Origin of the sequence: Nonomuraea jabiensis (genome assembly GCF_014204795.1) — a bacterium.
GTDB classification, from domain to species: domain Bacteria; phylum Actinomycetota; class Actinomycetes; order Streptosporangiales; family Streptosporangiaceae; genus Nonomuraea; species Nonomuraea jabiensis.
In genome coordinates, this window is sequence record NZ_JACHMB010000001.1 from 4,062,868 (window position 1) to 4,087,927 (window position 25,060).

At 67.1% G+C, this 25,060-nt stretch carries 38 protein-coding genes; 37 read left to right on the forward strand and 1 reads right to left on the reverse strand.

From position 1 onward, the window contains the following. Nucleotides 1–2 precede the first annotated feature (2 nt). The 37 genes from rpsG to truA all read left to right on the forward strand — a co-directional run bounded on the left by rpsG (nucleotide 3) and on the right by truA (nucleotide 23,080). Nucleotides 3–473, forward strand: coding sequence for a 30S ribosomal protein S7 (gene rpsG / locus HD596_RS18655; protein WP_020542314.1), 471 nt, complete (start codon nucleotides 3–5; stop codon nucleotides 471–473). Nucleotides 474–563: 90 nt separating this feature from the next. Then, nucleotides 564–2,612 carry an elongation factor G gene (fusA, locus tag HD596_RS18660; protein WP_221520516.1) on the forward strand — a complete coding sequence of 683 codons (2,049 nt, stop codon included), beginning with the start codon at nucleotides 564–566 and terminating at the stop codon, nucleotides 2,610–2,612. A gap of 111 nt (nucleotides 2,613–2,723) precedes the next feature. Continuing rightward, a complete protein-coding gene (gene tuf, locus HD596_RS18665; RefSeq protein WP_185070617.1) occupies nucleotides 2,724–3,917 on the forward strand; it encodes an elongation factor Tu in 1,194 nt (397 codons plus the stop codon). Between the two features lie 258 nt (nucleotides 3,918–4,175). Beyond that, nucleotides 4,176–4,484 (forward strand): 30S ribosomal protein S10, encoded by a 309-nt coding sequence (rpsJ, locus tag HD596_RS18670; RefSeq protein WP_012887830.1) that lies wholly within the window; start codon nucleotides 4,176–4,178, stop codon nucleotides 4,482–4,484. Nucleotides 4,485–4,498: 14 nt separating this feature from the next. Then, nucleotides 4,499–5,152, forward strand: coding sequence for a 50S ribosomal protein L3 (gene rplC, locus HD596_RS18675; protein WP_185070619.1), 654 nt, complete (start codon nucleotides 4,499–4,501; stop codon nucleotides 5,150–5,152). After that, entirely contained in the window at nucleotides 5,149–5,799 is a 651-nt protein-coding gene (gene rplD, locus HD596_RS18680) for a 50S ribosomal protein L4 (RefSeq protein WP_185070620.1), read from the forward strand. Before rplC ends, rplD begins: the two co-directional genes overlap by 4 nt. After that, entirely contained in the window at nucleotides 5,799–6,101 is a 303-nt protein-coding gene (gene rplW, locus HD596_RS18685; RefSeq protein ID WP_221519391.1) for a 50S ribosomal protein L23, read from the forward strand. Before rplD ends, rplW begins: the two co-directional genes overlap by 1 nt. A 103-nt stretch (nucleotides 6,102–6,204) precedes the next feature. Next, nucleotides 6,205–7,041: a 50S ribosomal protein L2 gene (gene rplB, locus HD596_RS18690; protein WP_185070621.1), complete on the forward strand. Its 837-nt coding sequence runs from the start codon at nucleotides 6,205–6,207 to the stop codon at nucleotides 7,039–7,041. An 11-nt stretch (nucleotides 7,042–7,052) separates the two neighbouring features. After that, the gene (rpsS, locus tag HD596_RS18695; protein ID WP_012887835.1) at nucleotides 7,053–7,331 is read left to right on the forward strand and encodes a 30S ribosomal protein S19; all 279 of its coding nucleotides are present in this window, start codon (nucleotides 7,053–7,055) and stop codon (nucleotides 7,329–7,331) included. 24 nt (nucleotides 7,332–7,355) lie between these two features. Next, nucleotides 7,356–7,709 (forward strand): 50S ribosomal protein L22, encoded by a 354-nt coding sequence (gene rplV / locus HD596_RS18700; RefSeq protein WP_020542306.1) that lies wholly within the window; start codon nucleotides 7,356–7,358, stop codon nucleotides 7,707–7,709. Then, nucleotides 7,709–8,554, forward strand: coding sequence for a 30S ribosomal protein S3 (rpsC, locus tag HD596_RS18705; RefSeq protein ID WP_185070622.1), 846 nt, complete (start codon nucleotides 7,709–7,711; stop codon nucleotides 8,552–8,554). Before rplV ends, rpsC begins: the two co-directional genes overlap by 1 nt. Nucleotides 8,555–8,556: 2 nt before the next feature. Further along, on the forward strand, nucleotides 8,557–8,976 hold the full coding sequence (gene rplP, locus HD596_RS18710; protein WP_185070624.1) for a 50S ribosomal protein L16: 420 nt from the start codon (nucleotides 8,557–8,559) through the stop codon (nucleotides 8,974–8,976). Next, entirely contained in the window at nucleotides 8,976–9,212 is a 237-nt protein-coding gene (gene rpmC / locus HD596_RS18715; RefSeq protein WP_106253417.1) for a 50S ribosomal protein L29, read from the forward strand. The genes rplP and rpmC overlap by 1 nt, the downstream gene beginning before the upstream one ends. Beyond that, nucleotides 9,205–9,489 (forward strand): 30S ribosomal protein S17, encoded by a 285-nt coding sequence (gene rpsQ / locus HD596_RS18720; protein ID WP_185070626.1) that lies wholly within the window; start codon nucleotides 9,205–9,207, stop codon nucleotides 9,487–9,489. The genes rpmC and rpsQ overlap by 8 nt, the downstream gene beginning before the upstream one ends. A gap of 195 nt (nucleotides 9,490–9,684) precedes the next feature. Further along, complete coding sequence (rplN, locus tag HD596_RS18725) at nucleotides 9,685–10,056, forward strand: 50S ribosomal protein L14 (protein WP_106253399.1); 372 nt, start codon at nucleotides 9,685–9,687, stop codon at nucleotides 10,054–10,056. Then, the gene (gene rplX, locus HD596_RS18730; RefSeq protein ID WP_185070628.1) at nucleotides 10,056–10,358 is read left to right on the forward strand and encodes a 50S ribosomal protein L24; all 303 of its coding nucleotides are present in this window, start codon (nucleotides 10,056–10,058) and stop codon (nucleotides 10,356–10,358) included. Before rplN ends, rplX begins: the two co-directional genes overlap by 1 nt. Then, entirely contained in the window at nucleotides 10,358–10,933 is a 576-nt protein-coding gene (gene rplE / locus HD596_RS18735) for a 50S ribosomal protein L5 (protein WP_043623458.1), read from the forward strand. Before rplX ends, rplE begins: the two co-directional genes overlap by 1 nt. A gap of 4 nt (nucleotides 10,934–10,937) precedes the next feature. Continuing rightward, the gene (locus HD596_RS18740; RefSeq protein ID WP_020542298.1) at nucleotides 10,938–11,123 is read left to right on the forward strand and encodes a type Z 30S ribosomal protein S14; all 186 of its coding nucleotides are present in this window, start codon (nucleotides 10,938–10,940) and stop codon (nucleotides 11,121–11,123) included. A gap of 154 nt (nucleotides 11,124–11,277) precedes the next feature. Beyond that, nucleotides 11,278–11,676, forward strand: a complete 399-nt coding sequence (rpsH, locus tag HD596_RS18745) for a 30S ribosomal protein S8 (RefSeq protein WP_090930448.1) — start codon at nucleotides 11,278–11,280, stop codon at nucleotides 11,674–11,676. Between the two features lie 16 nt (nucleotides 11,677–11,692). Beyond that, complete coding sequence (gene rplF / locus HD596_RS18750; RefSeq protein WP_185070630.1) at nucleotides 11,693–12,235, forward strand: 50S ribosomal protein L6; 543 nt, start codon at nucleotides 11,693–11,695, stop codon at nucleotides 12,233–12,235. A 2-nt stretch (nucleotides 12,236–12,237) separates the two neighbouring features. Beyond that, nucleotides 12,238–12,621, forward strand: coding sequence for a 50S ribosomal protein L18 (gene rplR, locus HD596_RS18755; protein WP_185070632.1), 384 nt, complete (start codon nucleotides 12,238–12,240; stop codon nucleotides 12,619–12,621). A gap of 49 nt (nucleotides 12,622–12,670) precedes the next feature. Beyond that, nucleotides 12,671–13,300, forward strand: coding sequence for a 30S ribosomal protein S5 (gene rpsE, locus HD596_RS18760; protein WP_091090115.1), 630 nt, complete (start codon nucleotides 12,671–12,673; stop codon nucleotides 13,298–13,300). Between the two features lie 2 nt (nucleotides 13,301–13,302). Then, a complete protein-coding gene (gene rpmD / locus HD596_RS18765) occupies nucleotides 13,303–13,485 on the forward strand; it encodes a 50S ribosomal protein L30 (protein WP_080043226.1) in 183 nt (60 codons plus the stop codon). A 2-nt stretch (nucleotides 13,486–13,487) separates the two neighbouring features. Continuing rightward, entirely contained in the window at nucleotides 13,488–13,943 is a 456-nt protein-coding gene (rplO, locus tag HD596_RS18770) for a 50S ribosomal protein L15 (protein ID WP_185070634.1), read from the forward strand. Nucleotides 13,944–14,109: 166 nt separating this feature from the next. Next, entirely contained in the window at nucleotides 14,110–15,414 is a 1,305-nt protein-coding gene (gene secY / locus HD596_RS18775; protein ID WP_185070635.1) for a preprotein translocase subunit SecY, read from the forward strand. Then, nucleotides 15,414–16,064 carry an adenylate kinase gene (locus HD596_RS18780; protein ID WP_185070637.1) on the forward strand — a complete coding sequence of 217 codons (651 nt, stop codon included), beginning with the start codon at nucleotides 15,414–15,416 and terminating at the stop codon, nucleotides 16,062–16,064. Before secY ends, HD596_RS18780 begins: the two co-directional genes overlap by 1 nt. A gap of 113 nt (nucleotides 16,065–16,177) precedes the next feature. Next, a complete protein-coding gene (gene map / locus HD596_RS18785; RefSeq protein ID WP_185070639.1) occupies nucleotides 16,178–16,987 on the forward strand; it encodes a type I methionyl aminopeptidase in 810 nt (269 codons plus the stop codon). Nucleotides 16,988–17,005: 18 nt separating this feature from the next. Continuing rightward, nucleotides 17,006–17,455, forward strand: a complete 450-nt coding sequence (locus HD596_RS18790; protein WP_185070642.1) for a DUF1707 SHOCT-like domain-containing protein — start codon at nucleotides 17,006–17,008, stop codon at nucleotides 17,453–17,455. Between the two features lie 103 nt (nucleotides 17,456–17,558). Then, nucleotides 17,559–17,960: a hypothetical protein gene (locus HD596_RS18795; protein ID WP_185070644.1), complete on the forward strand. Its 402-nt coding sequence runs from the start codon at nucleotides 17,559–17,561 to the stop codon at nucleotides 17,958–17,960. Between the two features lie 291 nt (nucleotides 17,961–18,251). Then, complete coding sequence (infA, locus tag HD596_RS18800; protein ID WP_012887858.1) at nucleotides 18,252–18,473, forward strand: translation initiation factor IF-1; 222 nt, start codon at nucleotides 18,252–18,254, stop codon at nucleotides 18,471–18,473. A gap of 25 nt (nucleotides 18,474–18,498) precedes the next feature. Continuing rightward, on the forward strand, nucleotides 18,499–18,612 hold the full coding sequence (rpmJ, locus tag HD596_RS18805) for a 50S ribosomal protein L36 (protein ID WP_003956441.1): 114 nt from the start codon (nucleotides 18,499–18,501) through the stop codon (nucleotides 18,610–18,612). A 222-nt stretch (nucleotides 18,613–18,834) separates the two neighbouring features. Further along, the gene (rpsM, locus tag HD596_RS18810) at nucleotides 18,835–19,215 is read left to right on the forward strand and encodes a 30S ribosomal protein S13 (RefSeq protein ID WP_125644650.1); all 381 of its coding nucleotides are present in this window, start codon (nucleotides 18,835–18,837) and stop codon (nucleotides 19,213–19,215) included. 42 nt (nucleotides 19,216–19,257) lie between these two features. After that, nucleotides 19,258–19,662: a 30S ribosomal protein S11 gene (gene rpsK / locus HD596_RS18815; RefSeq protein WP_020542285.1), complete on the forward strand. Its 405-nt coding sequence runs from the start codon at nucleotides 19,258–19,260 to the stop codon at nucleotides 19,660–19,662. Nucleotides 19,663–19,685: 23 nt separating this feature from the next. Further along, the gene (rpsD, locus tag HD596_RS18820; protein ID WP_185070645.1) at nucleotides 19,686–20,312 is read left to right on the forward strand and encodes a 30S ribosomal protein S4; all 627 of its coding nucleotides are present in this window, start codon (nucleotides 19,686–19,688) and stop codon (nucleotides 20,310–20,312) included. 94 nt (nucleotides 20,313–20,406) lie between these two features. After that, nucleotides 20,407–21,423, forward strand: a complete 1,017-nt coding sequence (locus HD596_RS18825; protein ID WP_103960866.1) for a DNA-directed RNA polymerase subunit alpha — start codon at nucleotides 20,407–20,409, stop codon at nucleotides 21,421–21,423. Nucleotides 21,424–21,554: 131 nt separating this feature from the next. Then, nucleotides 21,555–22,109 (forward strand): 50S ribosomal protein L17, encoded by a 555-nt coding sequence (gene rplQ, locus HD596_RS18830; protein WP_185070648.1) that lies wholly within the window; start codon nucleotides 21,555–21,557, stop codon nucleotides 22,107–22,109. 74 nt (nucleotides 22,110–22,183) lie between these two features. Further along, nucleotides 22,184–23,080, forward strand: a complete 897-nt coding sequence (gene truA / locus HD596_RS18835) for a tRNA pseudouridine(38-40) synthase TruA (RefSeq protein WP_185070649.1) — start codon at nucleotides 22,184–22,186, stop codon at nucleotides 23,078–23,080. Here truA and HD596_RS18840 read toward each other — a convergent pair. Continuing rightward, nucleotides 23,045–24,958 carry a hypothetical protein gene (locus HD596_RS18840; RefSeq protein WP_185070650.1) on the reverse strand — a complete coding sequence of 638 codons (1,914 nt, stop codon included), beginning with the start codon at nucleotides 24,956–24,958 and terminating at the stop codon, nucleotides 23,045–23,047. The genes truA and HD596_RS18840 overlap by 36 nt on opposite strands. Nucleotides 24,959–25,060: the final 102 nt, after the last annotated feature.

A 25,060-nucleotide genomic window follows, 5' to 3' on the forward strand; every position in this document is an offset into this window, starting at 1 on the left:
CAATGCCTCGCAAGGGTTCTCCTGGCCGTCGTCAGCTCATGGCTGACCCGGTTTACAGCTCGCCCCTGGTGACCGCCCTGATCAACAAGGTGCTTCTCGACGGCAAGCGCTCCATCGCGCAGTCCATCGTGTACGGCGCCCTCGAGGGCTGCAGGGAGAAGACCGGCAACGACCCGGTCGTCACCCTGAAGCGCGCGCTCGACAACGTCAAGCCGACCCTCGAGGTCCGCAGCCGCCGCGTCGGTGGCGCCACGTACCAGGTGCCGGTCGAGGTGCGCGCCGCGCGCAGCACCACCCTGGCCCTGCGCTGGCTGGTGCAGTACTCCCGCGCCCGCCGCGAGAAGACCATGACCGAGCGCCTCATGAACGAGCTCCTCGACGCCAGCAACGGCCTTGGGGCGAGTGTCAAGAAGCGCGAGGACACCCACAAGATGGCCGAGTCCAACAAGGCCTTCGCCCACTACCGCTGGTAACCCCGGCGGGTTCGACGAGACGACGAGGACGCGAGAGAAGTGGCCACCACGACCGCTCTTGACCTGGCCAAGGTCCGAAACATCGGGATCATGGCCCATATCGACGCGGGCAAGACCACCACGACCGAGCGCATCCTGTTCTACACCGGCATCAACTACAAGATCGGTGAAGTCCACGAGGGCGCTGCCACGATGGACTGGATGGAGCAGGAGCAGGAGCGCGGCATCACGATCACGTCTGCCGCGACCACCTGTGAGTGGATCGGTCACACCATCAACATCATCGACACCCCGGGTCACGTCGACTTCACCATCGAGGTGGAGCGCTCGCTCCGCGTCCTCGACGGTGCCGTCGCCGTGTTCGACGGCGTCGCGGGTGTCGAACCGCAGTCGGAGACGGTGTGGCGCCAGGCTGACCGCTACGACGTCCCCCGGATCTGCTTCGTCAACAAGATGGACCGTGTCGGCGCGGAGTTCCACCGCTGCGTCGACATGATGATCAGCCGCCTGGGCGCGACCCCGGCTGTCATCCAGCTTCCGTGGGGCGTTGAGGCCGACTTCAAGGGCGTCATCGACCTCATCAAGATGAAGGGTCTCATCTGGAGCGCCGAGGCGGCCAAGGGCGAGATGTACGACACCGTCGACATCCCGGCCGACCACGCCGAGGCCGCTCGCGAGTGGCGTGACCGGCTCATCGAGACGGTCGCCGAGAACGACGACGAGCTGATGGAGCTCTTCCTCGAGGGCGTCGAGCCCACCGAGGAGCAGCTGGTCGCGGCCATCCGCCGCGCCACGCTGTCCAGCGCCATCAACCCGGTGCTCTGCGGCACCGCGTTCAAGAACAAGGGTGTGCAGCCCCTGCTCGACGCGATCGTCGCCTACCTCCCCGCCCCGACCGACATCCCGGCCTTCAAGGGCCACGCGGTCGGCAACGAGGACAAGGTCGTCGAGCGTCACGCGGACCCGAGCGAGCCGTTCTCCGCTCTGGCGTTCAAGATCGCCAGCGACCCGCACCTGGGCAAGATCACCTACATCCGCATCTACTCGGGCACGCTCGAGGCCGGTTCACAGGTCGTCAACTCTGTGAAGGGCAAGAAGGAGCGGATCGGCAAGATCTACCAGATGCACGCCAACAAGCGCGAGGAGCGCCCGACGGCCATCGCCGGTCAGATCGTCGCCGTCATGGGTCTGAAGGACACCACGACCGGTGACACGCTGTCCGACCCGTCGAACCAGGTCGTGCTCGAGTCGATGACGTTCCCGGCTCCGGTCATCAACGTCGCCATCGAGCCCAAGACCAAGGGCGACCAGGAGAAGCTGTCGACCGCCATCCAGCGGCTGGCCGAGGAGGACCCGTCCTTCCAGGTCCGCCGGGACGAGGAGACCGGTCAGACGGTCATCTGGGGCATGGGCGAGCTCCACCTGGAGATCCTCGTCGACCGTATGCGTCGCGAGTTCAAGGTCGAGGCCAACGTCGGCCGTCCTCAGGTCGCCTACCGCGAGACCATCCGCCGCAAGGTGGAGAAGATCGACTACACCCACAAGAAGCAGACCGGTGGTTCCGGTCAGTTCGCGCGGGTGATCATCGACCTCGAGCCGCTCGGTGAGGGCAACGACGGCTACGAGTTCGAGAACAAGGTCACGGGTGGCCGCGTCCCGAGGGAGTACATCCCGTCGGTCGACGCCGGCGCCCAGGAGGCCGCCGAGTTCGGCGTGCTGGCCGGCTACCCGATGGTGGGCGTGAAGGTGACGCTCCAGGACGGTGCCGCGCACGACGTCGACTCCTCGGAAATGGCCTTCAAGATCGCCGGCTCGATGGCCTTCAAGGAGGCCGCGCGCAAGGCGGACGCCGTTCTTCTCGAGCCGATGATGGCCGTCGAGGTCACCACGCCCGAGGACTACATGGGTGACGTCATCGGTGACCTCAACGGTCGCCGCGGGCAGATCCAGGCGATGGACGAGCGCGCCGGCGCGCGCGTCGTCCAGGCGCTCGTGCCGCTGTCTGAGATGTTCGGCTACGTGGGTGACCTGCGTAGCAAGACGCAGGGGCGCGCGAGCTACAGCATGCAGTTCGACTCCTACGCGGAGGTGCCCCCGGGCATCGCCAAGGAGATCGTCGCGAAGGCCCGGGGCGAATAAGCATCCGGTCCCTGGCTGGGTGGCGAGAGTCACCCAGCCGCCAAGGGGTTCGGGAGCTCCCGGGCCCGAGTGTGTAGACGAAAGTCAGTCAGATTCTCAAGGAGAGAACCAGTGGGCAAGGCCAAGTTCGAGCGGACTAAGCCGCACATGAACATCGGCACCATTGGACACATCGACCACGGCAAGACCACGCTGACCGCGGCGATCACCAAGGTGCTTCACGACCGTTTCCCCGAGCTGAACAAGGCGACCCCGTTCGACAAGATCGACAAGGCGCCCGAGGAGAAGGCTCGCGGCATTACGATCTCGATCGCGCACGTCGAGTACCAGACCGAGAAGCGTCACTACGCTCACGTTGACTGCCCCGGTCACGCCGACTACGTGAAGAACATGATCACCGGTGCTGCCCAGATGGACGGCGCCATCCTCGTGGTCGCCGCCACCGACGGCCCGATGCCGCAGACGAAGGAGCACGTCCTCCTGGCCCGCCAGGTCGGCGTCCCCTACATCGTCGTGGCCCTCAACAAGGCCGACATGGTCGACGACGAGGAGATCCTCGAGCTCGTCGAGCTGGAGGTCCGTGAGCTCCTGTCCGCTCAGGAGTTCCCCGGCGACGACCTGCCCGTCGTCCGCGTCTCCGCTCTCAAGGCTCTCGAGGGCGACCAGAAGTGGGCCGACAGCATCATCGAGCTGATGAACGCCGTCGACGAGAACGTGCCCGAGCCCCCGCGTGAGACGGACAAGCCGTTCCTCATGCCGGTCGAGGACGTCTTCTCGATCACCGGTCGCGGCACGGTCGTCACCGGCCGTATCGAGCGCGGTGTCGTCAAGATCAACGAGCAGGTCGACATCATCGGCATCAAGCCGGAGAAGACCACCACCACCGTCACCAGCATCGAGATGTTCAACAAGATGCTCGACGAGGGTCACGCGGGCGACAACGCCGCCCTGCTGCTCCGTGGTATCAAGCGCGACGACGTCGAGCGCGGCCAGTGCATCATCAAGCCGGGCACGACCACCCCGCACACCGAGTTCAACGGCCAGGTCTACATCCTGTCCAAGGACGAGGGCGGCCGCCACACGCCGTTCTTCAACAACTACCGCCCGCAGTTCTACTTCCGTACGACTGACGTGACCGGTGTCGTGAACCTCCCCGAGGGCACGGAGATGGTCATGCCGGGCGACAACACCGAAATGCGCGTTGAGCTGATCCAGCCCATCGCCATGGAGGAAGGCCTCAAGTTCGCGATCCGTGAGGGTGGCCGCACCGTCGGCGCCGGTCGGGTCACGAAGATCATCAAGTAGCTAGACCGTCGGGGCGGCGGTCGGCCCCGGACTCGGAGCCGACCGCCGAACCATGTCAGGGACCTCATGTAGAGGCCGTGATCCAGCAGTCGCTTCGGCCGGACGGATATGACCGAAGTCACTGCCGGATCACGGAAGAAAAGGCAGATCGACTACGTCTGCCTCGTGGGGTTCCAGCAGGCTCGGACCTGCACCAATACAGCGGCAACAGGCCGCACGATACTTTTTCAGACGACAGCGAAGGACACCGAGGCCACTATGGCGGGACAGAAGATCCGCATCCGGCTTAAGGCCTATGACCACGAGGTCATCGACAGCTCGGCCAAGAAGATCGTCGAGACGGTGACGCGGACTGGCGCGAAGGTCGCGGGCCCGGTGCCGCTGCCGACCGAGAAGAACGTGTACTGCGTCATCCGCTCGCCGCACAAGTACAAGGACAGCCGCGAGCACTTCGAGATGCGCACGCACAAGCGGCTGATTGACATCATCGACCCGACCCCCAAGACGGTTGACTCGCTCATGCGGCTCGACCTCCCCGCGGGTGTCGACATTTCGATCAAGCTCTGAGGGAACGCACTGACATGGCTAAGACGATCAAGGGCGTCCTGGGCAAGAAGCTCGGCATGACCCAGGTCTTCGACGCGGACAACCGGCTCGTGCCGGTGACCGTGGTGGAGGCCGGTCCGTGCGTGGTGACCCGGGTCCGCACCGCTGACAAGGACGGCTACTCCGCCATCCAGCTCGGCTTCGGGCAGGTCGACCCCCGGAAGGTCAACAAGCCGCTCGGCGACTACCTGCGTAAGCACGACATCACCCCGCGCCGTTACTTCGCGGAGATCCGCACCGACGACGCGAGCGACTACACCCTGGGCCAGGAGCTGCTGGCCGACACCTTCGAGGCCGGCCAGTTCGTCGACGTGACGGGCAAGAGCAAGGGCAAGGGCTTCGCCGGTGTCATGAAGCGGCACGGCTTCGGTGGTCTGGGCGCGTCGCACGGTACGCAGCGCAAGCACCGCTCGCCGGGTTCCATCGGTGGCTGCGCCACCCCGGGCCGCGTTTTCAAGGGTCTGCGCATGGCTGGTCGGATGGGTAACGTCCGCACCACCGTGCAGAGCCTCAAGGTTCACTCCGTGGACGCCGAGAAGGGCATCATCCTGATCAAGGGTGCGATCCCCGGCGCCAACGGAAGCCTGGTCCTCGTTCGCACCTCTGCCAAGAAGGGGGCTGCCAAGTGAGCACCACTATTGACGTCCTCGACGCCAGCGGCGCGAAGGCCGGCACCGTCGACCTGCCCGAGGACATCTTCGGCGCCAAGGTCAACGTGCCGCTGATCCACCAGGTGGTCGTGGCCCAGCTCGCCGCTCGCCGGCAGGGCACCCACAAGGCCAAGACCCGCGGTGAGGTCTCCGGCGGCGGCAAGAAGCCGTACCGCCAGAAGGGCACCGGCCGCGCCCGCCAGGGCTCGACCCGTGCGCCGCAGTTCACCGGCGGTGGCACCGTCCACGGCCCCGTGCCGCGCGACTACTCGCAGCGCACGCCCAAGAAGATGAAGGCCGCCGCCCTGCGTGGCGCCCTCTCCGACCGGGCCGGCGGCGGCCGCGTCCACGTGGTCAGCTCGCTGGTCTCGGGCGAGACGCCCAAGACCAAGGCAGCCCTCGAGGCGCTGCGCAAGATCACCCAGGCTCCGCGCGTGCTCGTCGTGGTCGACGAGGCCGACGAGCTGACGTGGCTGAGCCTGCGTAACGCTCCCGAGGTCCACCTGCTGGACGCGGGGCAGCTCAACACGTACGACGTGCTCGTGGCGGACGACGTGGTCTTCACGCAGGAGGCGTACGACCAGGTCGTCGCCCGCCTGAGCGACAGCGGGAAGGAAGAGGCCTGATGGAGAAGATCGCCGACCCGCGCGACGTCATCATCAAGCCGGTCGTCTCTGAGAAGAGCTACGGCCTGATCGATGAGAACAACAAGTACACGTTCCTGGTGAAGAAGACCGCGAACAAGACCCAGGTCAAGATCGCTGTCGAGCAGATCTTCGGGGTCAAGGTCACCAGCGTGAACACGATCAACCGGCAGGGCAAGCGCAAGCGCACCCGTACCGGTTTCGGCAAGCGTCCCGACACCAAGCGCGCGATCGTGAGCCTGGTCGAGGGCGATCGGATCGACATCTTCGGTCAGATCGGCTAGCAGCAGAAATGAGTGCGGGCCGCAGGGCCCGCGCGGGGTCGAGACCGTCGCGCTTCCGCGCGGCGGGCTCACCCATGTAACCGACGAAGGATGAACGAAAAAGATGGGCATCCGTAAGTACAAGCCGACGACCCCGGGTCGCCGCGGGTCGAGTGTCTCGGACTTCTCCGAGATCACCCGCAGCACGCCCGAGAAGTCGCTGCTTGCGCCCCTTCACAGCAAGGGCGGCCGTAACGTACACGGCCGGGTCACCGCCCGCCACCAGGGCGGCGGTCACAAGCGCGCCTACCGGATCATTGACTTCCGTAGGCATGACAAGGACGGCATTCCGGCCAAGGTCGCTCACATTGAGTACGACCCCAACCGCACCGCCAACATCGCTCTGCTCCACTACGCCGACGGCGAGAAGCGCTACATCATCGCGCCGACCGGCATCAAGCAGGGTGACCGTATCGAGAACGGCCCCGCTGCCGACATCAAGCCGGGCAACTGCCTGCCGCTGCGCAACATCCCGACCGGTACCTTCATCCACGCGGTGGAGCTCCGTCCGGGCGGCGGCGCCAAGCTCGGCCGCTCCGCGGGCGCCCAGATCCAGCTGCTCGCCAAGGAAGGCCAGTACGCCACCCTGCGTATGCCGTCCGGCGAAATGCGCATGGTCGACGTGCGCTGCCGGGCGACGGTGGGCCAGGTCGGCAACGCCGAGCAGGCCAACATCAACTGGGGCAAGGCCGGCCGTATGCGGTGGAAGGGCAAGCGCCCCACCGTCCGCGGTGTCGCGATGAACCCCGTCGACCACCCGCACGGTGGTGGTGAGGGCAAGACCTCCGGTGGTCGCCACCCGGTGAACCCGAAGGGCAAGCCCGAGGGCCGCACGCGCCAGGCCAACAAGTCCAGCGACCGGCTGATCATCCGTCGGCGGAGCAAGAGGAAGAAGCGGTAGGAGCAGCCGAAATGCCACGTAGCCTTAAGAAGGGTCCCTTCGTGGACGATCACCTTCAGAAGAAGGTAGACGTCCAGAACGAGAAGGGCACCAAGAACGTCATCAAGACGTGGTCGCGGCGCTCCATGATCGTTCCCGACATGCTCGGGCACACGATCGCCGTGCACGACGGCCGCAAGCACGTCCCGGTCTTCGTCACCGAGTCGATGATCGGCCACAAGCTTGGAGAGTTCGCCCCCACGCGGACCTTCCGCAGCCACGTCAAGGAAGACCGCCGCAGCCGGCGGTAAGCGTCCCGGAAGTAGGAGAAAGCGATGGAAGCCAGGGCTCAGGCGCGGTTCGTCCGTGTCACGCCCCAGAAGGCCCGCCGCGTGGTGGACCTCATTCGCGGGCTGCCCGCTTCGGAGGCGCAGGCCGTGCTGCAGTTCGCTCCCCAGTCGGCGAGCGAGCCGATCTACAAGGTGCTCAGCAGCGCTATGGCGAACGCGGAGCACAACTTCGACCTCGACCCGCAGACGCTCGTCGTCAGCCGGGCCTGGGTCGACGAGGGCCCGACGCTGAAGCGGTTCCGCCCGCGTGCCCAGGGTCGTGCCTATCGGATCAACAAGCGGACGAGCCACATCACCGTGATCGTGGAGTCCCGCGAGCCGAAGGGAAGGACCCGATAGTGGGCCAGAAGGTTAACCCGCACGGGTTCCGCCTCGGCATCACGACCGACTTCAAGAGCCGGTGGTACGCCGACAAGCTGTACAAGTCGTACGTCGCCGAGGACGTGGCGATCCGCCGCATGCTGCAGAAGGGCATGGAGCGGGCCGGCATCTCCAAGGTCGAGATCGAGCGCACGACGGACCGCGTCCAGGTGGACATCCACACCGCGCGTCCCGGCATCGTGATCGGCCGCCGCGGCGCCGAGGCGGACCGTATCCGTGGCGACCTGGAGAAGCTGACCAAGAAGCAGGTCCAGCTCAACATCCTCGAGGTCAAGAACCCGGAGATCGACGCGCAGCTCGTCGCGCAGGGCGTCGCCGAGCAGCTGTCCAGCCGTGTCTCGTTCCGCCGCGCCATGCGCAAGGCGATGCAGTCGGCCATGAAGTCCGGCGCCAAGGGCATCCGTGTCCAGTGCTCCGGTCGTCTGGGCGGCGCCGAGATGTCGCGGTCGGAGTTCTACCGTGAGGGCCGCGTGCCGCTGCACACCCTCCGCGCGGACATCGACTACGGCTTCTACGAGGCCCGTACGACCTTCGGCCGCATCGGCGTGAAGGTCTGGATCTACAAGGGCGAGGCTCCGACCAGCCGCGCCGAGCGCGAGGCGGCCGCCGCCGGCGCTCGTGCCGGCCAGCGTCGCGAGCGCGACGACCGTCGTGGTGGCGGCGGCGACCGTCCGCGTCGTGGTGGCGGCGACCGCCCCCGTCGTGGCGGCGGCCGTGGCGACCGCGCCCCCCGCACCGAGGCGGCCTCGCAGGCTGCCCCCGAGACCGGCCCGGCTGCGCAGCCGGGTGCTGAAGGGAGCTGACCATGCTGATCCCGCGCAGGGTCAAGCACCGCAAGCAGCACCGGCCTGACCGCAGCGGAGCCGCCAAGGGCGGCACCAGGGTCACGTTCGGCGAGTTCGGCATCCAGGCGGTTGAGCACTCCTACGTGACCAACCGTCAGATCGAGTCGGCTCGTATCGCCATGACCCGTCACATCCGCCGTGGCGGCAAGGTGTGGATCAACATCTACCCCGACCGTCCGCTCACCAAGAAGCCTGCCGAGACCCGCATGGGTTCCGGTAAGGGTTCGCCCGAGTGGTGGATCGCCAACGTCAAGCCCGGACGCGTGATGTTCGAGCTGTCCGGCGTGGCGGAGCCGATCGCCCGCGAAGCGCTTCAGCGTGCGATCCACAAGCTCCCGATGAAGTGCAAGATCGTTAAGCGTGAAGTGGGTGAGGCGTGATGGCTAAGGGCCTGACCGCCGGCGAGCTGCGGCTCGAGGACGAGGACACCCTCGTCCAGAAGCTGAAGGAGGCCAAGGAGGAGCTGTTCAACCTCCGCTTCCAGGCGGCGACCGGTCAGTTGGAGAGCCACGGGCGGCTGCGCGCCGTCCGCCGCGAGATCGCCCGTATCTACACCGTGATGCGCGAGCGCGAGCTGGGCATCGTCACGGTCGAGAAGGAGACGAGCGATGGCTGAGACCGAGACCACTGAGACGAACGAGCAGCGGAACTTCCGCAAGGTCCGCGAGGGCCTCGTGGTGAGCGACAAGATGGACAAGACCGTCGTCGTCGCCGTCGAGGACCGCGTCAAGCACCGTCTGTACGGCAAGGTCATCCGCCGTACGACCAAGTACAAGGCACACGACGAGGCCAACGCCTGCGGCGTCGGCGACCGCGTGCTGCTCATGGAGACCCGCCCCCTCTCCGCCACCAAGCGGTGGAGGGTCGTGGAGATCCTCGAGAAGGCCAAGTAACTCTCCTTCTCGACATATACCGCGCCTCGTGGGGGCTCTGAGAGCCCCCATGACGGCGTCCAAGGACGCGGGGCCACACGTGGTCTCGCGTCGCCTGCGGTGCGGCGCCTACGGGCGTTGTGGCCGTGGGAACAAGACAACGACGGTTCCGCCAGGCTCAGAAATGAGAACCGGCGCGACTAACAGGAGTTCAACGTGATCCAGCAGGAGTCGCGGCTCAAGGTCGCCGACAACACGGGAGCGAAGGAAATCCTTTGCATCCGTGTGCTCGGTGGCTCGGGCCGACGCTACGCCGGTATCGGCGACATCATCGTCGCCACTGTCAAGGACGCGCTGCCGGGCAGCACGGGCGTCAAGAAGGGCGACGTGGTCAAGGCCGTCATCGTCCGCACGGTCAAGGAGCGCCGCCGGCCCGACGGCTCCTACATCCGCTTCGACGAGAACGCCGCCGTCATCATCAAGGACAGCGGTGACCCTCGTGGCACTCGTATCTTCGGCCCGGTCGGCCGCGAGCTGCGCGACAAGAAGTTCATGCGCATCATCTCGCTCGCCCCGGAGGTGCTGTAATGCCGAAGCTGCATGTGAAGAAGGGTGACCTGGTCCAGGTCATCGCCGGCAAGGACAAGGGTGCCAAGGGTCACGTCATCGCCACGTTCCCGCACGAGGACCGTGTGGTGGTCGAGGGCGTCAACATGATCAAGAAGCACTCCAAGGAGACCCACCAGGGTCCGCGCGGCGCCAAGACCGGCGGCGTGCAGACCATGGAGGGCCCCATCCACGTCTCGAACGTGAAGAAGCTCAAGGACGACAAGCCCGCCGAGAAGAAGGCCGACGAGAAGAAGGCCGACGAGACGGGTGAGGACAGCTGATGACTGCCACGACCACTGAGACCGAGCGCCCGACGCCGCGACTCAAGACGAAGTACCGCGAGGAGATCGCGGCCCAGCTTCGCGAGCAGTTCGGCATCGAGAACGTCATGCAGATCCCGGCCCTGACCAAGATCAAGGTCAACATGGGCGTCGGCGAGGCGGCCCGCGACTCGAAGCTCATCGAGGGTGCCGTCCGCGACCTCACCGCGATCACCGGCCAGAAGCCGGCCGTCGTCCGGGCGCGCAAGTCCATCGCCCAGTTCAAGCTGCGCGAGGGCATGCCGATCGGCGCTCACGTCACGCTGCGCGGCGACCGCATGTGGGAGTTCCTCGACCGGCTGCTGGCGCTGGCCCTGCCCCGTATCCGGGACTTCCGCGGCCTGTCGCCCAAGCAGTTCGACGGCAACGGCAACTACACGTTCGGTCTGACCGAGCAGGTCATGTTCCACGAGGTCGACCAGGACAAGGTCGACCGGCCGCGGGGCATGGACATCACGATCGTGACCACGGCGAAGAACGACGACCAGGGCCGGGCGCTGCTGAAGCTCCTCGGCTTCCCGTTCAAGGAGGCCTGATCCAATGGCGAAGAAGTCGCTGATCGCCAAGGCGGGGCGCAAGCAGAAGTTCGAGGTCCGGGCGTACACCCGTTGCTCGCGTTGTGGCCGGCCGCGCGCCGTCTACCGCAAGTTCGGGCTCTGCCGCGTGTGCTTCCGTGAGATGGCGCACCGGGGCGAGCTGCCCGGCATCACCAAGTCGAGCTGGTAGATAACCTTAGGGGCGGCCTCGTGCCGCCCCCTGGGTGATCATATTTCAGAAGAAGACCAGGGCGCTCTCAAAGAGCGTCCATGACCACGCCGAAGGTCCACCGGCAGAGCGCTGCTTGGCCGACTGGAAACCGCGGCGAGGAAGGCCACTGGCCATGACGATGACCGACCCGATCGCAGACATGCTCACGCGTCTGCGTAACGCGAATTCGGCGTACCACGACAGCGTGTCGATGCCGTACTCGAAGATCAAGGCGCACATCGCCGAGATCCTCCAGCAGGAGGGTTACATCCAGGCTTGGACCGTCGAGGACGCCAAGGTTGGCAAGAACCTCGTGGTGGAGCTCAAGTTCGGGCCTACCCGTGAGCGGTCGCTCGCGGGCCTGCGCCGGGTTTCCAAGCCCGGTCTGCGGGTTTATGCGAAGAAGGACAACCTGCCTCGAGTCCTGGGCGGGCTGGGCGTCGCGATCATCTCGACGTCCGCCGGTCTCATGACCGACAAGCAGGCCGGCAAGCGTGGTGTGGGCGGGGAAGTCCTCGCCTACGTCTGGTAGAGGGGAGGAACACAGCATGTCGAGAATCGGACGGCTGCCCATCCCTGTGCCCAGTGGCGTAGACATCACGATCACCGGCCAGGATGTCCAGGTCAAGGGCCCGAAGGGCACGCTCAGTCACAAGGTCGCCGAGCCCATCTCGGTGGCTCGCGACGAGGACGGCGCCATCGCCGTCTCCCGGCCCAACGACGAGAACAAGGTCCGTGCGCTGCACGGCCTGTCCCGGACGCTCATCGCCAACATGGTGCAGGGCGTCACCCAGGGGTACTCCAAGTCCCTGGAGATCGTCGGCGTCGGTTACCGCGTCCAGGCCAAGGGCCCGACGCAGCTGGAGTTCTCGCTGGGCTTCAGCCACCCGGTCATCGTGGACGCCCCCGAGGGCGTCACCTTCCGCGTCGAGAAGCCGACCCTGTTCCACGTGGACGGCATCGACAAGCAGAAGGTCGGCGAGGTCGCGGCCAACATCCGCAAGCTGCGCAAGCCTGACCCGTACAAGGGCAAGGGCGTGCGCTACCAGGGAGAACAGATCCGCCGCAAGGTCGGAAAGGCTGGTAAGTAGGCATGGCTCCGAAGACTGCGTTCAGCAAGCACACGGCTGCCCGCACCGTCTCGCGGGCCCGCCGTCACCGCCGCGTCCGCAAGTTCGTCGTCGGTACGGCCGAGCGTCCGCGCCTGGTCGTCAACCGCTCGACGCGTCACATGTTCGTCCAGATCGTGGACGACTCCGTCGGCCACACGCTGGTGAGCGCGTCCACCATGGACGCCGCACTGCGCACGCTGGAGGCGGACAAGACCGAGAAGGCGAAGAAGGTCGGCGAGCTCCTCGCTCAGCGGGCCAAGGAAGCCGGGATCACCAAGGTCGTCTTCGACCGCGGCGGCAACCGGTATGCGGGCCGGATCGCGGCGCTGGCTGACAGCGCGCGCGAGGGCGGGCTCGAATTCTGATGAGGGCCCGAGGATCGCAAATGATGGCAACTGAGAAGAGGAACCACTGATGGCTGCAGCTCCGCGTCGCGGTGGCGGCACCGGTGGCGAGCGGCGGGACCGTCGTGACGATCGCCGCGGTGGCGCCGCCGACAAGGGCGTCTCGTACATCGAGCGCGTAGTGAAGATCAACCGAGTGGCCAAGGTCGTGAAGGGTGGTCGTCGCTTCAGCTTCACCGCCCTCGTCGTCGTCGGTGACGGCAACGGCCTGGTCGGCGTCGGCTACGGCAAGGCCAAGGAAGTGCCCGCGGCCATCGCCAAGGGCGTCGAAGAGGCGAAGAAGCACTTTTTCAAGGTGCCTCGGATCCAGGGCACCATCCCGCACACCGTGCAGGGCGAGGAGGCGGCCGGTGTCGTCTTCCTGCGTCCGGCCTCGGCCGGTACCGGCGTCATCGCCGGCGGTCCGGTGCGTGCGGTGCTGGAGTGCGCCGGCATCCACGACGTGCTGTCGAAGTCGCTCGGGTCCGACAACCCGATCAACATCGTGCACGCCACCGTGGCGGCTCTGAAGGGCCTCTCGCGCCCCGAGGAGATCGCCGCCCGCCGTGGCCTGCCGATCGAGGACGTCGCCCCGGCCCGCATGCTGAAGGCTCAGCGTGAGGGTCTCGCGGAGGCGGCGGCCGCGAAGGCGGTGAGCTAGTCATGGCACGCCTGAAGATCACTCAGGTTCGCTCGAAGATCGGTGGCAAGCAGAACCAGCGTGACTCGCTGCGTTCGCTTGGCCTGAAGCGAATCGGCGACGTCGTCGTCAAGGAGGACCGGCCCGAGATTCGCGGGATGGTCTCCGTGGTGACGCACCTCGTCGAGGTGGAAGAGGTCGACTAGTCATGACTGACAAGGCTCCGCTCAAGATTCACGACCTGCGTCCCGCCCCCGGCGCCAACAAGGCCAAGATCCGCAAGGGTCGCGGCGAGGCGTCGAAGGGCAAGACCGCCGGTCGCGGCACCAAGGGCAGCCACGCCCGTACGACGGTCCCCCTCGGCTTCGAGGGTGGCCAGGTGCCGCTGCAGAGGCGTCTGCCGAAGCTCAAGGGCTTCTCCAACGCGCTGTTCAAGACGACCTACCAGGTCGTCAACCTGGACAAGCTCGGTGAGCTGTTCCCCGAGGGTGGCGAGGTCACCGTCGAGGCGCTGGTCGCCAAGGGCGCTGTCCGCAAGAACCAGCTCGTGAAGGTGCTCGGCACCGGCGAGATCTCCGTCGCGGTGAACGTTCAGGCGCACGCCTTCTCGTCCACCGCGAAGGACAAGATCGCCGCTGCGGGTGGCTCCGTTACCGAGCTGTAAGAGCTATTACGAGGCGTGGGGGCTTTGACAAATGCCCCCACGCCCGTAGTGCGTTAGAGTTCGCGAGACGGCAGGCTTCTGACCGACTCGTTTGACCTATGAGACACATGGCAGATCCCCGCACCATCGCATACTCACACCGCCGTAAAGGCGCGCAGGAGGGACCGTGCTGACCGCGTTTACCCGGGCGTTCCGGACACCGGACCTGCGCAAGAAGTTGCTCTTCACCCTGGGCATCATCGCGCTTTTCCGTCTCGGCTCGGTTCTTCCGACTCCGGGAGTTCACGTCCAGAACCTCGCAGCCTGTTTCGAGCAGGCCCGCAACGGAGCCGCCGGCAACATCTACGGGATGGTGCAGCTGTTCAGCGGTGGTGCGCTCCTGAAACTTTCGGTGTTCGCGCTGGGCATCATGCCGTACATCACCGCGAGCATCATTCTCCAGCTGCTCGTCGTCGTCATTCCGCGACTCGAGGCGCTGAAGAAGGAGGGACAGGCCGGCCAGACCAAGATCACGCAGTATACGCGTTATCTGACCATCGGTCTCGCCGTCCTCCAGTCGACCGCCTTCATCGCGCTGGCCCGCACCGGGCAGCTGTTCCCGAACTGCCAGCAGGACGTTCTGCTCGACCCCGACAACATCTTCCAGATCGTGACGATGGTGGTCATCATGACCGCCGGTACGTCCGTGATCATGTGGCTCGGTGAGCTCATCACCGACCGCGGCGTCGGCAACGGCATGTCCATCCTGATCTTCACCCAGGTCGTCGCGGTCTTCCCGTCCGAGCTGGCCAACATCTTCCAGGCGAACAAGTTCACCTTCACGGTCGTCATGGTCGTCGGTGTCTTCATGATCGCCGCGGTGGTCTTCGTCGAGCAGGCGCAGCGCCGCATCCCGGTCCAGTACGCCAAGCGGATGGTCGGGCGCAGGATGTACGGCGGCACGTCCACCTACATTCCGCTGAAGGTCAACCAGGCCGGCATCATCCCGGTCATCTTCGCCTCCTCGCTGCTCTACCTGCCGCAGCTGCTGACGTCGCTCTTCCAGAGCACGGACAACGCGTTCATCCGCTGGATCTCGCAGAACCTGGCCACGGGTGACACGCCCATCTACATGGCCACGTTCTTCGTGCTGATCATCTTCTTCACGTACTTCTACGTGTCGATTACGTTCAACCCCACTGAAGTCGCCGACAACATGAAGAAGTACGGTGGTTTCATTCCGGGCATCCGTCCTGGCAGGCCGACGGCTGAATACCTGAACTTCGTGCTCACTCGTCTGACCGCGCCGGGCTCGCTCTATCTGGGTCTGATCGCCATGGTCCCGATCGTCGCGCTGGCGGTGTCCGGTGCGAGCCAGAACTTCCCGTTCGGAGGGACGAGTATTCTGATCATGGTAGGCGTCGGCCTTGACACCGTTAAGCAGATCGAGAGCCAGCTCCAGCAGCGTAACTACGAAGGTTTCCTGCGGTAGTGCGTCTCGTTCTGGTCGGGCCCCCCGGAGCGGGTAAGGGGACACAGGCCCAGTACATCGCATCGAACCTGTCCATCCCGAAGATCTCGACAGGTGACATCTTCCGTGCCAACGTCTCGGGGGGCACGGACCTTGGCAAGCTGGCCAAGACGTACATGGACCGTGGTGATCTGGTGCCCGACGAGGTCACGATCGCCATGGTCCGTGACCGCCTGTCCGAGGACGACGCGCAGGACGGGTTCCTGCTCGACGGCTTCCCGAGGAACGTCGCACAGGCGGAGATCCTGCGCGACATGCTCAAGGACTGGGGCCAGGCGCTCGACCTCGTGCTCGAGCTCGTCGTCGACGACGACGAGGTGGTCAGGCGGCTGGCCGGCCGGCGCACCTGCAGCCAGTGCGGCCGTATCTGGCACGTCGAGTTCGACGACAAGAAGGACGACAAGTGCGACGCGTGCGGGGGCGCGCTCTTCCAGCGTGACGACGACAAGGAGGAGACCGTCAGGCACCGCCTGGAGGTCTACCAGGAGCAGACGGCGCCGCTGGTCTCCTACTACGCCGACGAGGGCATTCTCGTGGGGGTCGACGCCACGGGTCCGGTCGAGGAGGTCACTCAGCGGGCCATGGAGGCGATCCGGCCGTTCATGGGATAGCTCCACTTACGAGCGATTTGCGGAGGTGGCACGGGTTTCCGTGCCACCTCGCGGCTATTGTGGGGGGAATTGGGCCCCCATTGTGGCCCATTGAAGACCCAGGGGGGCAGAAGATGTTCAAAAGGAACAAACACGGCATCCAGATCAAGTCGCCGGAGCAACTGGAGAAGATGCGGGCGGCCGGCCTGGTGGTCGGGCGCACGCTCGACCTGCTGAAGCGCTCGGTCGAGCCCGGCATGACGCCGCTCGACCTCGACGTCATCGCCGAGAAGGCGATCAGGGACGAGGGCGCGATCCCGTCGTTCAAGGGCTACCAGGGCTTCCCGGCGACGATCTGCGCGTCGGTGAACGACGAGGTGGTGCACGGCATCCCGACCGACGCCAGGAAGCTGCGCGAGGGCGACATCATCTCCATCGACTGCGGCGCGATCCTGGACGGCTGGCACGGCGACTCGGCCGTGACGGTCCCGGTCGGCGAGGTGGACCCGAAGCTGACCGAGCTGATGCGGATCACCGAGGAGGCCATGTGGCGCGGCATCGCGGCGCTGCGGGTCGGCCGCCACCTGTCCGACATCGGCTGCGAGGTGGAGCGGTACGTCAAGTCTCAGGGCCGCTTCGGCATCCCCCCGGAGTACGGCGGCCACGGCATCGGCACCGAGATGCACATGGACCCCTGGATCGCCAACCACGGCCGCCCCGGCCGGGGCCCGGTGCTGGAAGAGGGCATGTGCCTGGCCATCGAGCCCATGGTGAACCTGGGCACCGAGCGCACCCGCGTGCTGGCCGACGAGTGGACCGTCGTGACGGTCGACGGCAAGCACTCCGCGCACTTCGAGCACAGTGTCGCCGTGACACATAATGGTCCTTGGGTGCTGACCGCCTTGGACGGCGGGCAAGAGCGCCTGGCCCAACCGCAGAACTGACCCCCGGGAGTGGGTGGGATGGCGAACAGCCCCGAGATGCGAGCCTCCGACGCCGACCGCGACCGCGTCGCCGCCATCCTCCGCGAGCACACCGCGCAGGGTCGCATCACGATGGACGAGTTCAACGAGCGGCTCGAGCAGCTCTACAAGAGCAGGACGTACGGAGAGCTGGCCAAGCTGACGGTCGACCTGCCCGACGTGGACCTGCGCAACCAGCCCGCCACGGTGTCACAGAGCCCCGCACGGCGCACCGGCCTGCACCCCGGCCTGCGGGCGGCCTGGGGCGCATGGGCGTCGGCCAGCGGCATCAACTGGGTGATCTGGCTGATCGTGAGCATCACGTCCGAGCACCTGATCTACCCCTGGCCGCTGTGGGTCATGGGCCCGTGGGGCGTCATCCTGCTGATCAGCACCGTCTTCGGCAGCCCGCCGCCCGACAAGTCCAAGAAGAAAAAGAAGAACAAGTAGGGCTGTGTGCACTAGTGCACTGTGTGCATTCGTGCGCAGTACGGATATGTCTGGATTCCTAACGTGAGCTGTGTCGAGAAGCACGACTCACGGAGGAACCGAAATGCGCAAGATCCTGGCGGCCACCGCTCTCGCCGGCTCGATCGCCCTCACCGGGCTCGCCGTCGCCCCCGCCGCCCAGGCGGCCACCGCCACCCAGTCGACGGCCACGTCGATCAGCAGCTGGGGCAAGTACTACTCCGGCAACCACAAGGCCTTCACCTACGGCAAGACCTGGAAGCAGCACGGCAAGGTCTACACCCACTGGTACGGCAAGGAGTTCACGCCGAAGAAGGGGTACGTGTGGTTCAAGTACTACTCCGGCGGCAGCTGGCACAAGTTCGTCCAGGGCTGGGACGGCTCGTACCAGGCGACCTGGTCGAAGTTCGGCATCCAGAAGCTGTACACCTACACCTGCTGGGGCGGCCCGACCACGTACTGCGGTCCGACGCACCGCATCTACTAGGACCTCACCCAATGGAACAGGGCCCGCCGGGATCTCTCCCTCGGCGGGCCTTCCGCTGTGCAGGAAGGTCCGAAGGCCGGTGAACGTGGGGTAGACTCGTCCGTGGTTGTGTCAGGACACCTGGCACGCGTTTCGCGTTTTAGGCTCAGGTGTCGTACACTCCTTAGTCGGCTCACTATGACCATCACGCGTCGGCGACCGTTGCCGGTCGCCGCTCTCTTCGAAGCGTGAGGTCGCGGCTGCTTAGTGAACCGGAGCCTCAGACGATCGATCAGTGAAACGCGAGGAATCTTGGCCAAGAAAGACGGCGCCATCGAGATCGAGGGCACTGTGGTCGAGTCGCTCCCGAACGCCATGTTCCGGGTGCAGCTCGACAACGGCCATAAGGTCCTGGCCCATATCAGCGGGCGAATGCGGATGCACTACATCCGGATTCTGCCGGACGACCGGGTAGTCGTTGAACTGAGCCCCTACGACCTGAGTCGTGGGCGGATCGTCTACCGATACAAGTAAGACGTCTGAGGAATCACGAAGGACAATGAAGGTAAAGCCGAGCGTCAAGAAGATCTGCGACAAGTGCAAGGTGATCCGCCGGCACGGTCGCGTCATGGTGATCTGCGACAACCTGCGCCACAAGCAGCGCCAGGGCTAGTCGCCGCAAGGCTCCTCCGAGTCCGCCCCGATTGAGGGAGCGGGCTCGACGCATGAGGAGCCTGAGTCAGTAATCGCGTCCCACACCTGAGCAGGCGGGCCCTTTTCGAAGGCCCGAACCACTCGGGAGACCCCCGGTCGGAGGCCGGGGCCCTCACCCCGGGCATTGGGGAGGGGTAGTGCGGCGCAAGACCTCCGCCACAAAGAAGGAGAATGCCCGACCATGGCTCGCCTGGTTGGCGTCGACCTCCCCCGCGAGAAGCGGCTGGAGATCGCTCTCACCTACATCTACGGAATCGGCCGCACCCGCGCCCAGGAGATCCTCCAGGCCACCGGTGTCAGCGGCGACCTGCGCGTGCACCAGCTCAGCGACACCGAGCTCGTCCCGATGCGTGACTACATCGAGGCGAACTTCAAGATCGAGGGTGACCTGCGCCGCGAGGTCCAGGCCGACATTCGTCGCAAGATCGAAATCGGTTGCTACCAGGGCATCCGGCACCGCAAGGGCCTGCCCGTCCACGGTCAGCGCACGCAGACCAACGCGCGCACCCGCAAGGGCAAGAAGAAGACCGTGGCCGGCAAGAAGAAGCCCGGTAAGAAGTAGTCCACAGCCGCGGACCGAAGACCTCAGGAGTAATGGCAAACAATGCCTCCTAAGAGCCGTCAGGGCGCGCCGAAGAAGGTGCGCCGCAAGGAAAAGAAGAACGTCGCTCACGGGCACGCCCACATCAAGAGCACGTTCAACAACACCATCGTCTCGATCACGGACCCCAACGGGAACGTGATCTCCTGGGCCAGCGCCGGCCACGTGGGTTTCAAGGGCTCCCGCAAGTCCACCCCGTTCGCCGCCCAGATGGCCGCGGAGAACGCCGCTCGCCGCGCCATGGAGCACGGCATGCGCAAGGTTGACGTCTTCGTCAAGGGTCCCGGCTCCGGCCGTGAGACCGCGATCCGCTCCCTCCAGGCCACCGGCCTCGAGGTGGGCTCGATCCAGGACGTCACCCCGGTCCCGCACAACGGTTGCCGGCCGCCGAAGCGCCGCCGCGTCTGAACAAGCCCAGGAGATACTGAGAAATGGCTCGTTACACGGGCGCCGACTGCAAGCTGTGCCGTCGCGAGAAGACCAAGCTCTTCCTCAAGGGCAGCAAGTGCGAGTCTGCCAAGTGCCCCATCGAGATCCGTCCTTACCCGCCGGGTGAGCACGGCCGCGGACGTCCCAAGGAGTCCGAGTACCAGCTTCAGCTTCGTGAGAAGCAGAAGACCCGCCGCATCTACGGCGTCCTCGAGAAGCAGTTCCACAACTACTACGAGGAAGCCACCCGCAAGACCGGCAAGACCGGTGAGGCGCTGCTCCAGATCCTGGAGAGCCGTCTCGACAACGTCGTCTACCGCGCCGGGTTCGCCCAGTCGCGCGACGCCGCCCGCCAGCAGGTGCGCCACGGCCACATCCTGGTGAACGGCAAGAAGGTCGACATCCCGTCCTACCGCATTCGCGAGCACGACATCATCGAGGTCCGCGAGAACAAGCGCAACCTTCTGCCCTACGAGGTCGCCCGGGCGACCGCGGGCGAGCGCACCGTTCCCGCGTGGCTCGGCGTCGTGCCCGAGAAGCTCCGCGTCCTGGTTCACCAGCTGCCGGTTCGCCAGCAGATCGACACCCAGGTCCAGGAGCAGCTCATCGTCGAGTACTACTCGAAGTGAGCCTGAGTCGAGGTGCGGATTTCCGCACCTCGACTACGCTGTTTATCGGAGTGGCGTCATATAGCGGGCGCCACACGAAAAGGGGAGACCCCACATGCTGATCGCTCAGCGTCCGACTCTTCTCGAAGAGTCGATCGACGACACCCGGTCCCGGTTCGTCATCGAGCCGCTGGAGCCGGGCTTCGGCTACACCATCGGCAACTCGCTCCGCCGCACGCTGCTGTCGTCCATTCCGGGCGCGGCCGTGACGAGCATCCGGATCGAGGGCGTCCTGCACGAGTTCTCGACCGTTCCCGGGGTCAAGGAAGACGTCACCGACATCATCCTCAACCTCAAGGAACTGGTCGTCTCCTCCGAGCACGACGAGCCGGTCGTGATGTACCTGCGCAAGCAGGGCCCGGGTGAGGTCACCGCCGCCGACATCGCGCCGCCGGCCGGTGTCGAGGTGCACAACCCCGAGCTGCGCATCGCCACGCTCAACGGCAAGGCGAAGCTGGAGATGGAGCTGACCGTCGAGCGCGGTCGCGGCTACGTCTCCGCCGCCCAGAACAAGCAGCCGGGTCAGGAGATCGGTCGCATTCCGATCGACTCGATCTACTCCCCGGTGCTCAAGGTCACCTACAAGGTCGAGGCGACCCGAGTCGAGCAGCGCACCGACTTCGACCGTCTCATCCTCGACGTCGAGACCAAGCCGGCCATGAAGCCCCGCGACGCGGTGGCCTCCGCCGGTAAGACCCTCGTCGAGCTCTTCGGCCTGGCCCGCGAGCTCAACGTCGAGGCCGAGGGCATCGACATCGGCCCGTCGCCGACCGACGCCGCCCTGGCCGCCGACCTGGCGCTGCCGATCGAGGAGCTCAACCTCACCGTTCGCTCCTACAACTGCCTCAAGCGCGAGGGCATCCACACCGTGGGCGAGCTCGTCGCGCGCAGCGAGCAGGACCTGCTGGACATCCGCAACTTCGGCGCCAAGTCGATCGAAGAGGTCAAGCAGAAGCTGCACGAGATGTCGCTGGCGCTCAAGGACTCCCCGCCCGGGTTCGACCCGAGCGCGGTGGCCGGCGGCGGCTACGACGACGACGACAGCGCCTACGTCGAGACCGAGCAGTACTGATCCGCTTTTCGAAGGCCCCGCGCGGTGTCATGGCGCGGGGCCACAGCAACGGATCGCATGAGCGACTGCGATCCGGCCCGACTCCGGTACCTGGTACGGCCGGGGCGGGTTAATCCAGGAGGAGAAAGACCATGCCCAAGCCCACCAAGGGTGCACGTCTTGGCGGCAGCCCGGCGCACGAGCGGCTGATCCTGGCCAACCTGGCCACCGATCTGTTCCGCCACGGCAAGATCCGCACGACGGTCGCCAAGGCCAAGCGCCTGCGCCCGGTGGCGGAGCGCCTGATCACCAAGGCGAAGAAGGGCGACATCCACAACCGTCGCCAGGTCCTGACCGTCGTCAAGGACAAGGGCGTCGTGCACCACCTCTTCACCGAGATCGCGACGACGTTCGCCGAGCGTCCCGGTGGCTACACCCGGATCACCAAGGTCGGTCCGCGTAAGGGCGACAACGCCCCGATGGCGGTCATCGAGCTGGTGACCGAGCCGCTGAACGGCGTCACGACCCGCCGCACCGAGGCCCCGGCCGCCGCCGCGGCTCCGGCGCCCGCCGCGGAGGAGACCGAGGCTCCCAAGGCCGAGGAGAGCGCCGAGGAGAGCAAGGCCCCCGAGGCCGCCGCCGAGGAGGCTCCCGCCGCCGAGGAGACCCCGGCCGCCGAGGCTGAGGCGAAGAAGGACGAGGCCTGATCTTTCAGGTCGGACGAGACGGGCCCGGACCCCCTGCGGGGTGCGGGCCCGTTTTCAGTTGAAGGAGGATCATCGTGGTACGGCTCCGCCTCGACCTCGCGTACGACGGGACCGACTTCTCCGGGTGGGCCAGGCAGCCGGGACGCCGGACCGTCCAGGGCGAGATCGAGCAGGCGCTCGGCAGGATCCTGCGCCTCGGCGAGCCCGCGATGCTGACCGTGGCCGGCCGCACCGACGCCGGCGTGCACGCGCGCGGCCAGGTGGCCCACGTGGACGTCCCCGACGGGTCGCTGGCCGAGCTCGACGGCAACAGAGGGCCCCTGGACGTCCATGAGCGGCTCGCTGCGCTCGTCAGGCGCCTGGGTGGGATCCTGACCCCGGATGTGCGGGTTCATCGGGTCTGCGTGGCTCCTGAGGGCTTCGACGCGCGTTTCTCGGCGATGTTCCGGAGGTACGCGTACCGGGTGAGCGACGCGGCGGGCGGCGTCGACCCGCTGCGGCGGCGCGAGGTGGTCTGGCACAACCGGCCGCTGGACGCCGGCGCGCTCAACGCGGCGGCGGCGCGGCTGCTCGGGGAGCACGACTTCGCGGCGTTCTGCAAGAAGCGCGAGGGCGCTACCACGATCAGGGAGCTGCAGCGGCTGGACTGGGCGCGCGAGCCCGACGGGGTGCTGGTGGCGACCGTCGTGGCGGACGCGTTCTGCCACTCGATGGTGCGGGCGCTGGTCGGGTCGCTGCTGGCGGCCGGTGACGGCAGCCGGCCGGTGGAGTGGCCCGGCCAGGTGCTGGCGCGGGCCGTACGGGACTCGGGGGTGCACGTCGCGCCCGCGCACGGGCTGTGCCTGGAGGAGGTGGGCTACCCGGCGGAGCCGGAGCTCGCCGCGCGGGCTCAGGCCACGCGGCGAGTGCGCACCGCCGTCCTGCAGCGGACGCCGTCAGCCCTTGGTGACGCGGCGCTCGAGGACGAGTGAGGTCTGGTCTCGGAACGCCCCGCTGACCTTGGGCAGCGTCTTCTCCTTGGACTCGGGGGTGTGGCCGTCGGCGTAGGTGGCGTAGCTGAAGACGATGTAGCGGCCCCACACCATCCCGGCCGCGTAGCCGCCGGCGATGTTCACGCGCTCGCCGCCCGAGCCGTCGGCGCCGGGGAGCGGGCGGAACCAGACGTTGCGTGAGAGGTTCTTGGACTGGTCGGCGATGATGGCCGCGTCCTTGTCGGGCAGGACCGCTATGCCCGTGGTGACCGCGTAGCGGTGCTTGCCGTCGACGTAGGTGGCCCTGAGGACGCGGCTGCACTTCTGCTCTTTCAGCGCGTCCGCGAACTCCCCTGTGGCGGCCTTGTCGCAGCTCGTCTCGACGGTCGCCTTGACCCTGGTGAACGTGGTGCCCGCCGCGCTGACCTTCTTCTTCGGGAACGCCTCCGAGAGCGACAGCTTCTGCGGGTCGGTCTGCTCGGAGTTGAGGATGGACGTGCCGTCGGGGGCGTCGGAGGGCGCCGCGGCGGCGGGCGTCCCGGTGCTGGGCTCGCTCGACGCGGTGGGCCGGGTGGCGGCCGTGGTGGGCGTGGGGGAGGTGACCGCCTGGTAGGCGAAGAATCCGCCGGTCGCGACCCCGGCCAGGGCCAGCGCGCCCAGCGTGACGAGCAGCGCCCGCTTGCTCTTGCCGGGTGGGGCGGGCGGCGGGGGCGGGGTCTGGAAGGGGGCCTGTTTGAACGCTCCAGGCGGGAACGCCGGACTGCCGCCCTGGGGCCGGCTGAGCGGGGCGGCGGGCTTCTGTCCCCAGGTGTCCCTGGAGAACGGGAGATCGGGCAGCTTGGCCTCGGATGGCGGGTTGGGCGGCCAGACGGGCACGTCGCCGGGCTCGGGCGGGCGGGCCGACGCGTTGGCCGGATCGGACAGTGAGAGCGGCGGGGTGCCGGGTTCGGTGGGCTTGGGGGGGAAGGGTGGAACCGCCGGTTCGGCGAGATCCTCCTCCGGCGTGGCGACCGGGGCCGCCAGGAAGCCGTCGGGAGGGGTGTCCTGGTCGGCGATGGACGGCGGCTGGGCCCTGACCTCCGCCTGCTGGGCGGCCTCCCGGCGGGCCGCCTCCGGGTCGAAGTAGTGGGCCGGGCGGGTGAGGCCCTCCGGCTGGGTGGCGTTGGGGTCGAAGGGGGAGCCCGGCTCGTCGTTGTCGGGCTCGGCCACCAGCTCGCCCGTGGCGGCGGGCCAGGGCGGCATGGCGTGCGGGTCGCCGGGGGGCGCGGGCCACACCGGCATGCCCGCCGCCGCGGCGGTGAACGCCGGTGGCGGCTCCCACGACGGGCCGCCGGGCGCGGCCGGCTCGGCGGGCCAGACGCCGGGCTCCGGATCGTCCCAGGGGCGGATGGCCCGCACCTGTTCGGCTCGCAGCTGCTCGCCCAGCGTGGACCGGGGCCGGCCGACGAGCGTCTGGTCGGGGTCCTCCGCCTCGGCGACCGGGTGCGGCGGGCGCAGGCCGCCCGGGCGGGTGGGCTCGGACTCGTCGTCGTACCAGTCGTACGGCGCGGCGTCGTCGCCCGCCACCTCCCACGGCTGTACGCCGGGCGGCTCGTCGCCGGGGTCGGGCGGCGCGCTCCGGAGGACGGGGACGGAGGGTTGCGTCCCCGCCTCCGCCGCCTCGCCTGCCGCCTCGCCCGCCGTTTCGCCCCGCGGGGCCGGCGGCGGGGCGGGCGGCGCGTCGTCGGAGGAGCCGCGCACCTCCTCGTCGGCGGGGGCGAACGCCGGTGGTACGTCTCGCCCGCTGGTCTGGCCGAAGCTCGGCGGTGGCGTCGCTGGTGCGGCCGATCCGTCGGCTTCCCTGCGATCGTGCTCAGACCCGGGTTCCTGGCCACGCATAGGGCGAGCCTAGCGAGAGTAGCGAGATCGTTATGTCGGTATGAGCGTTCCCAGTGGGATCCGGCATCCCGTTTGGGGGCCTATCGAATGAGAAGCCGGTTT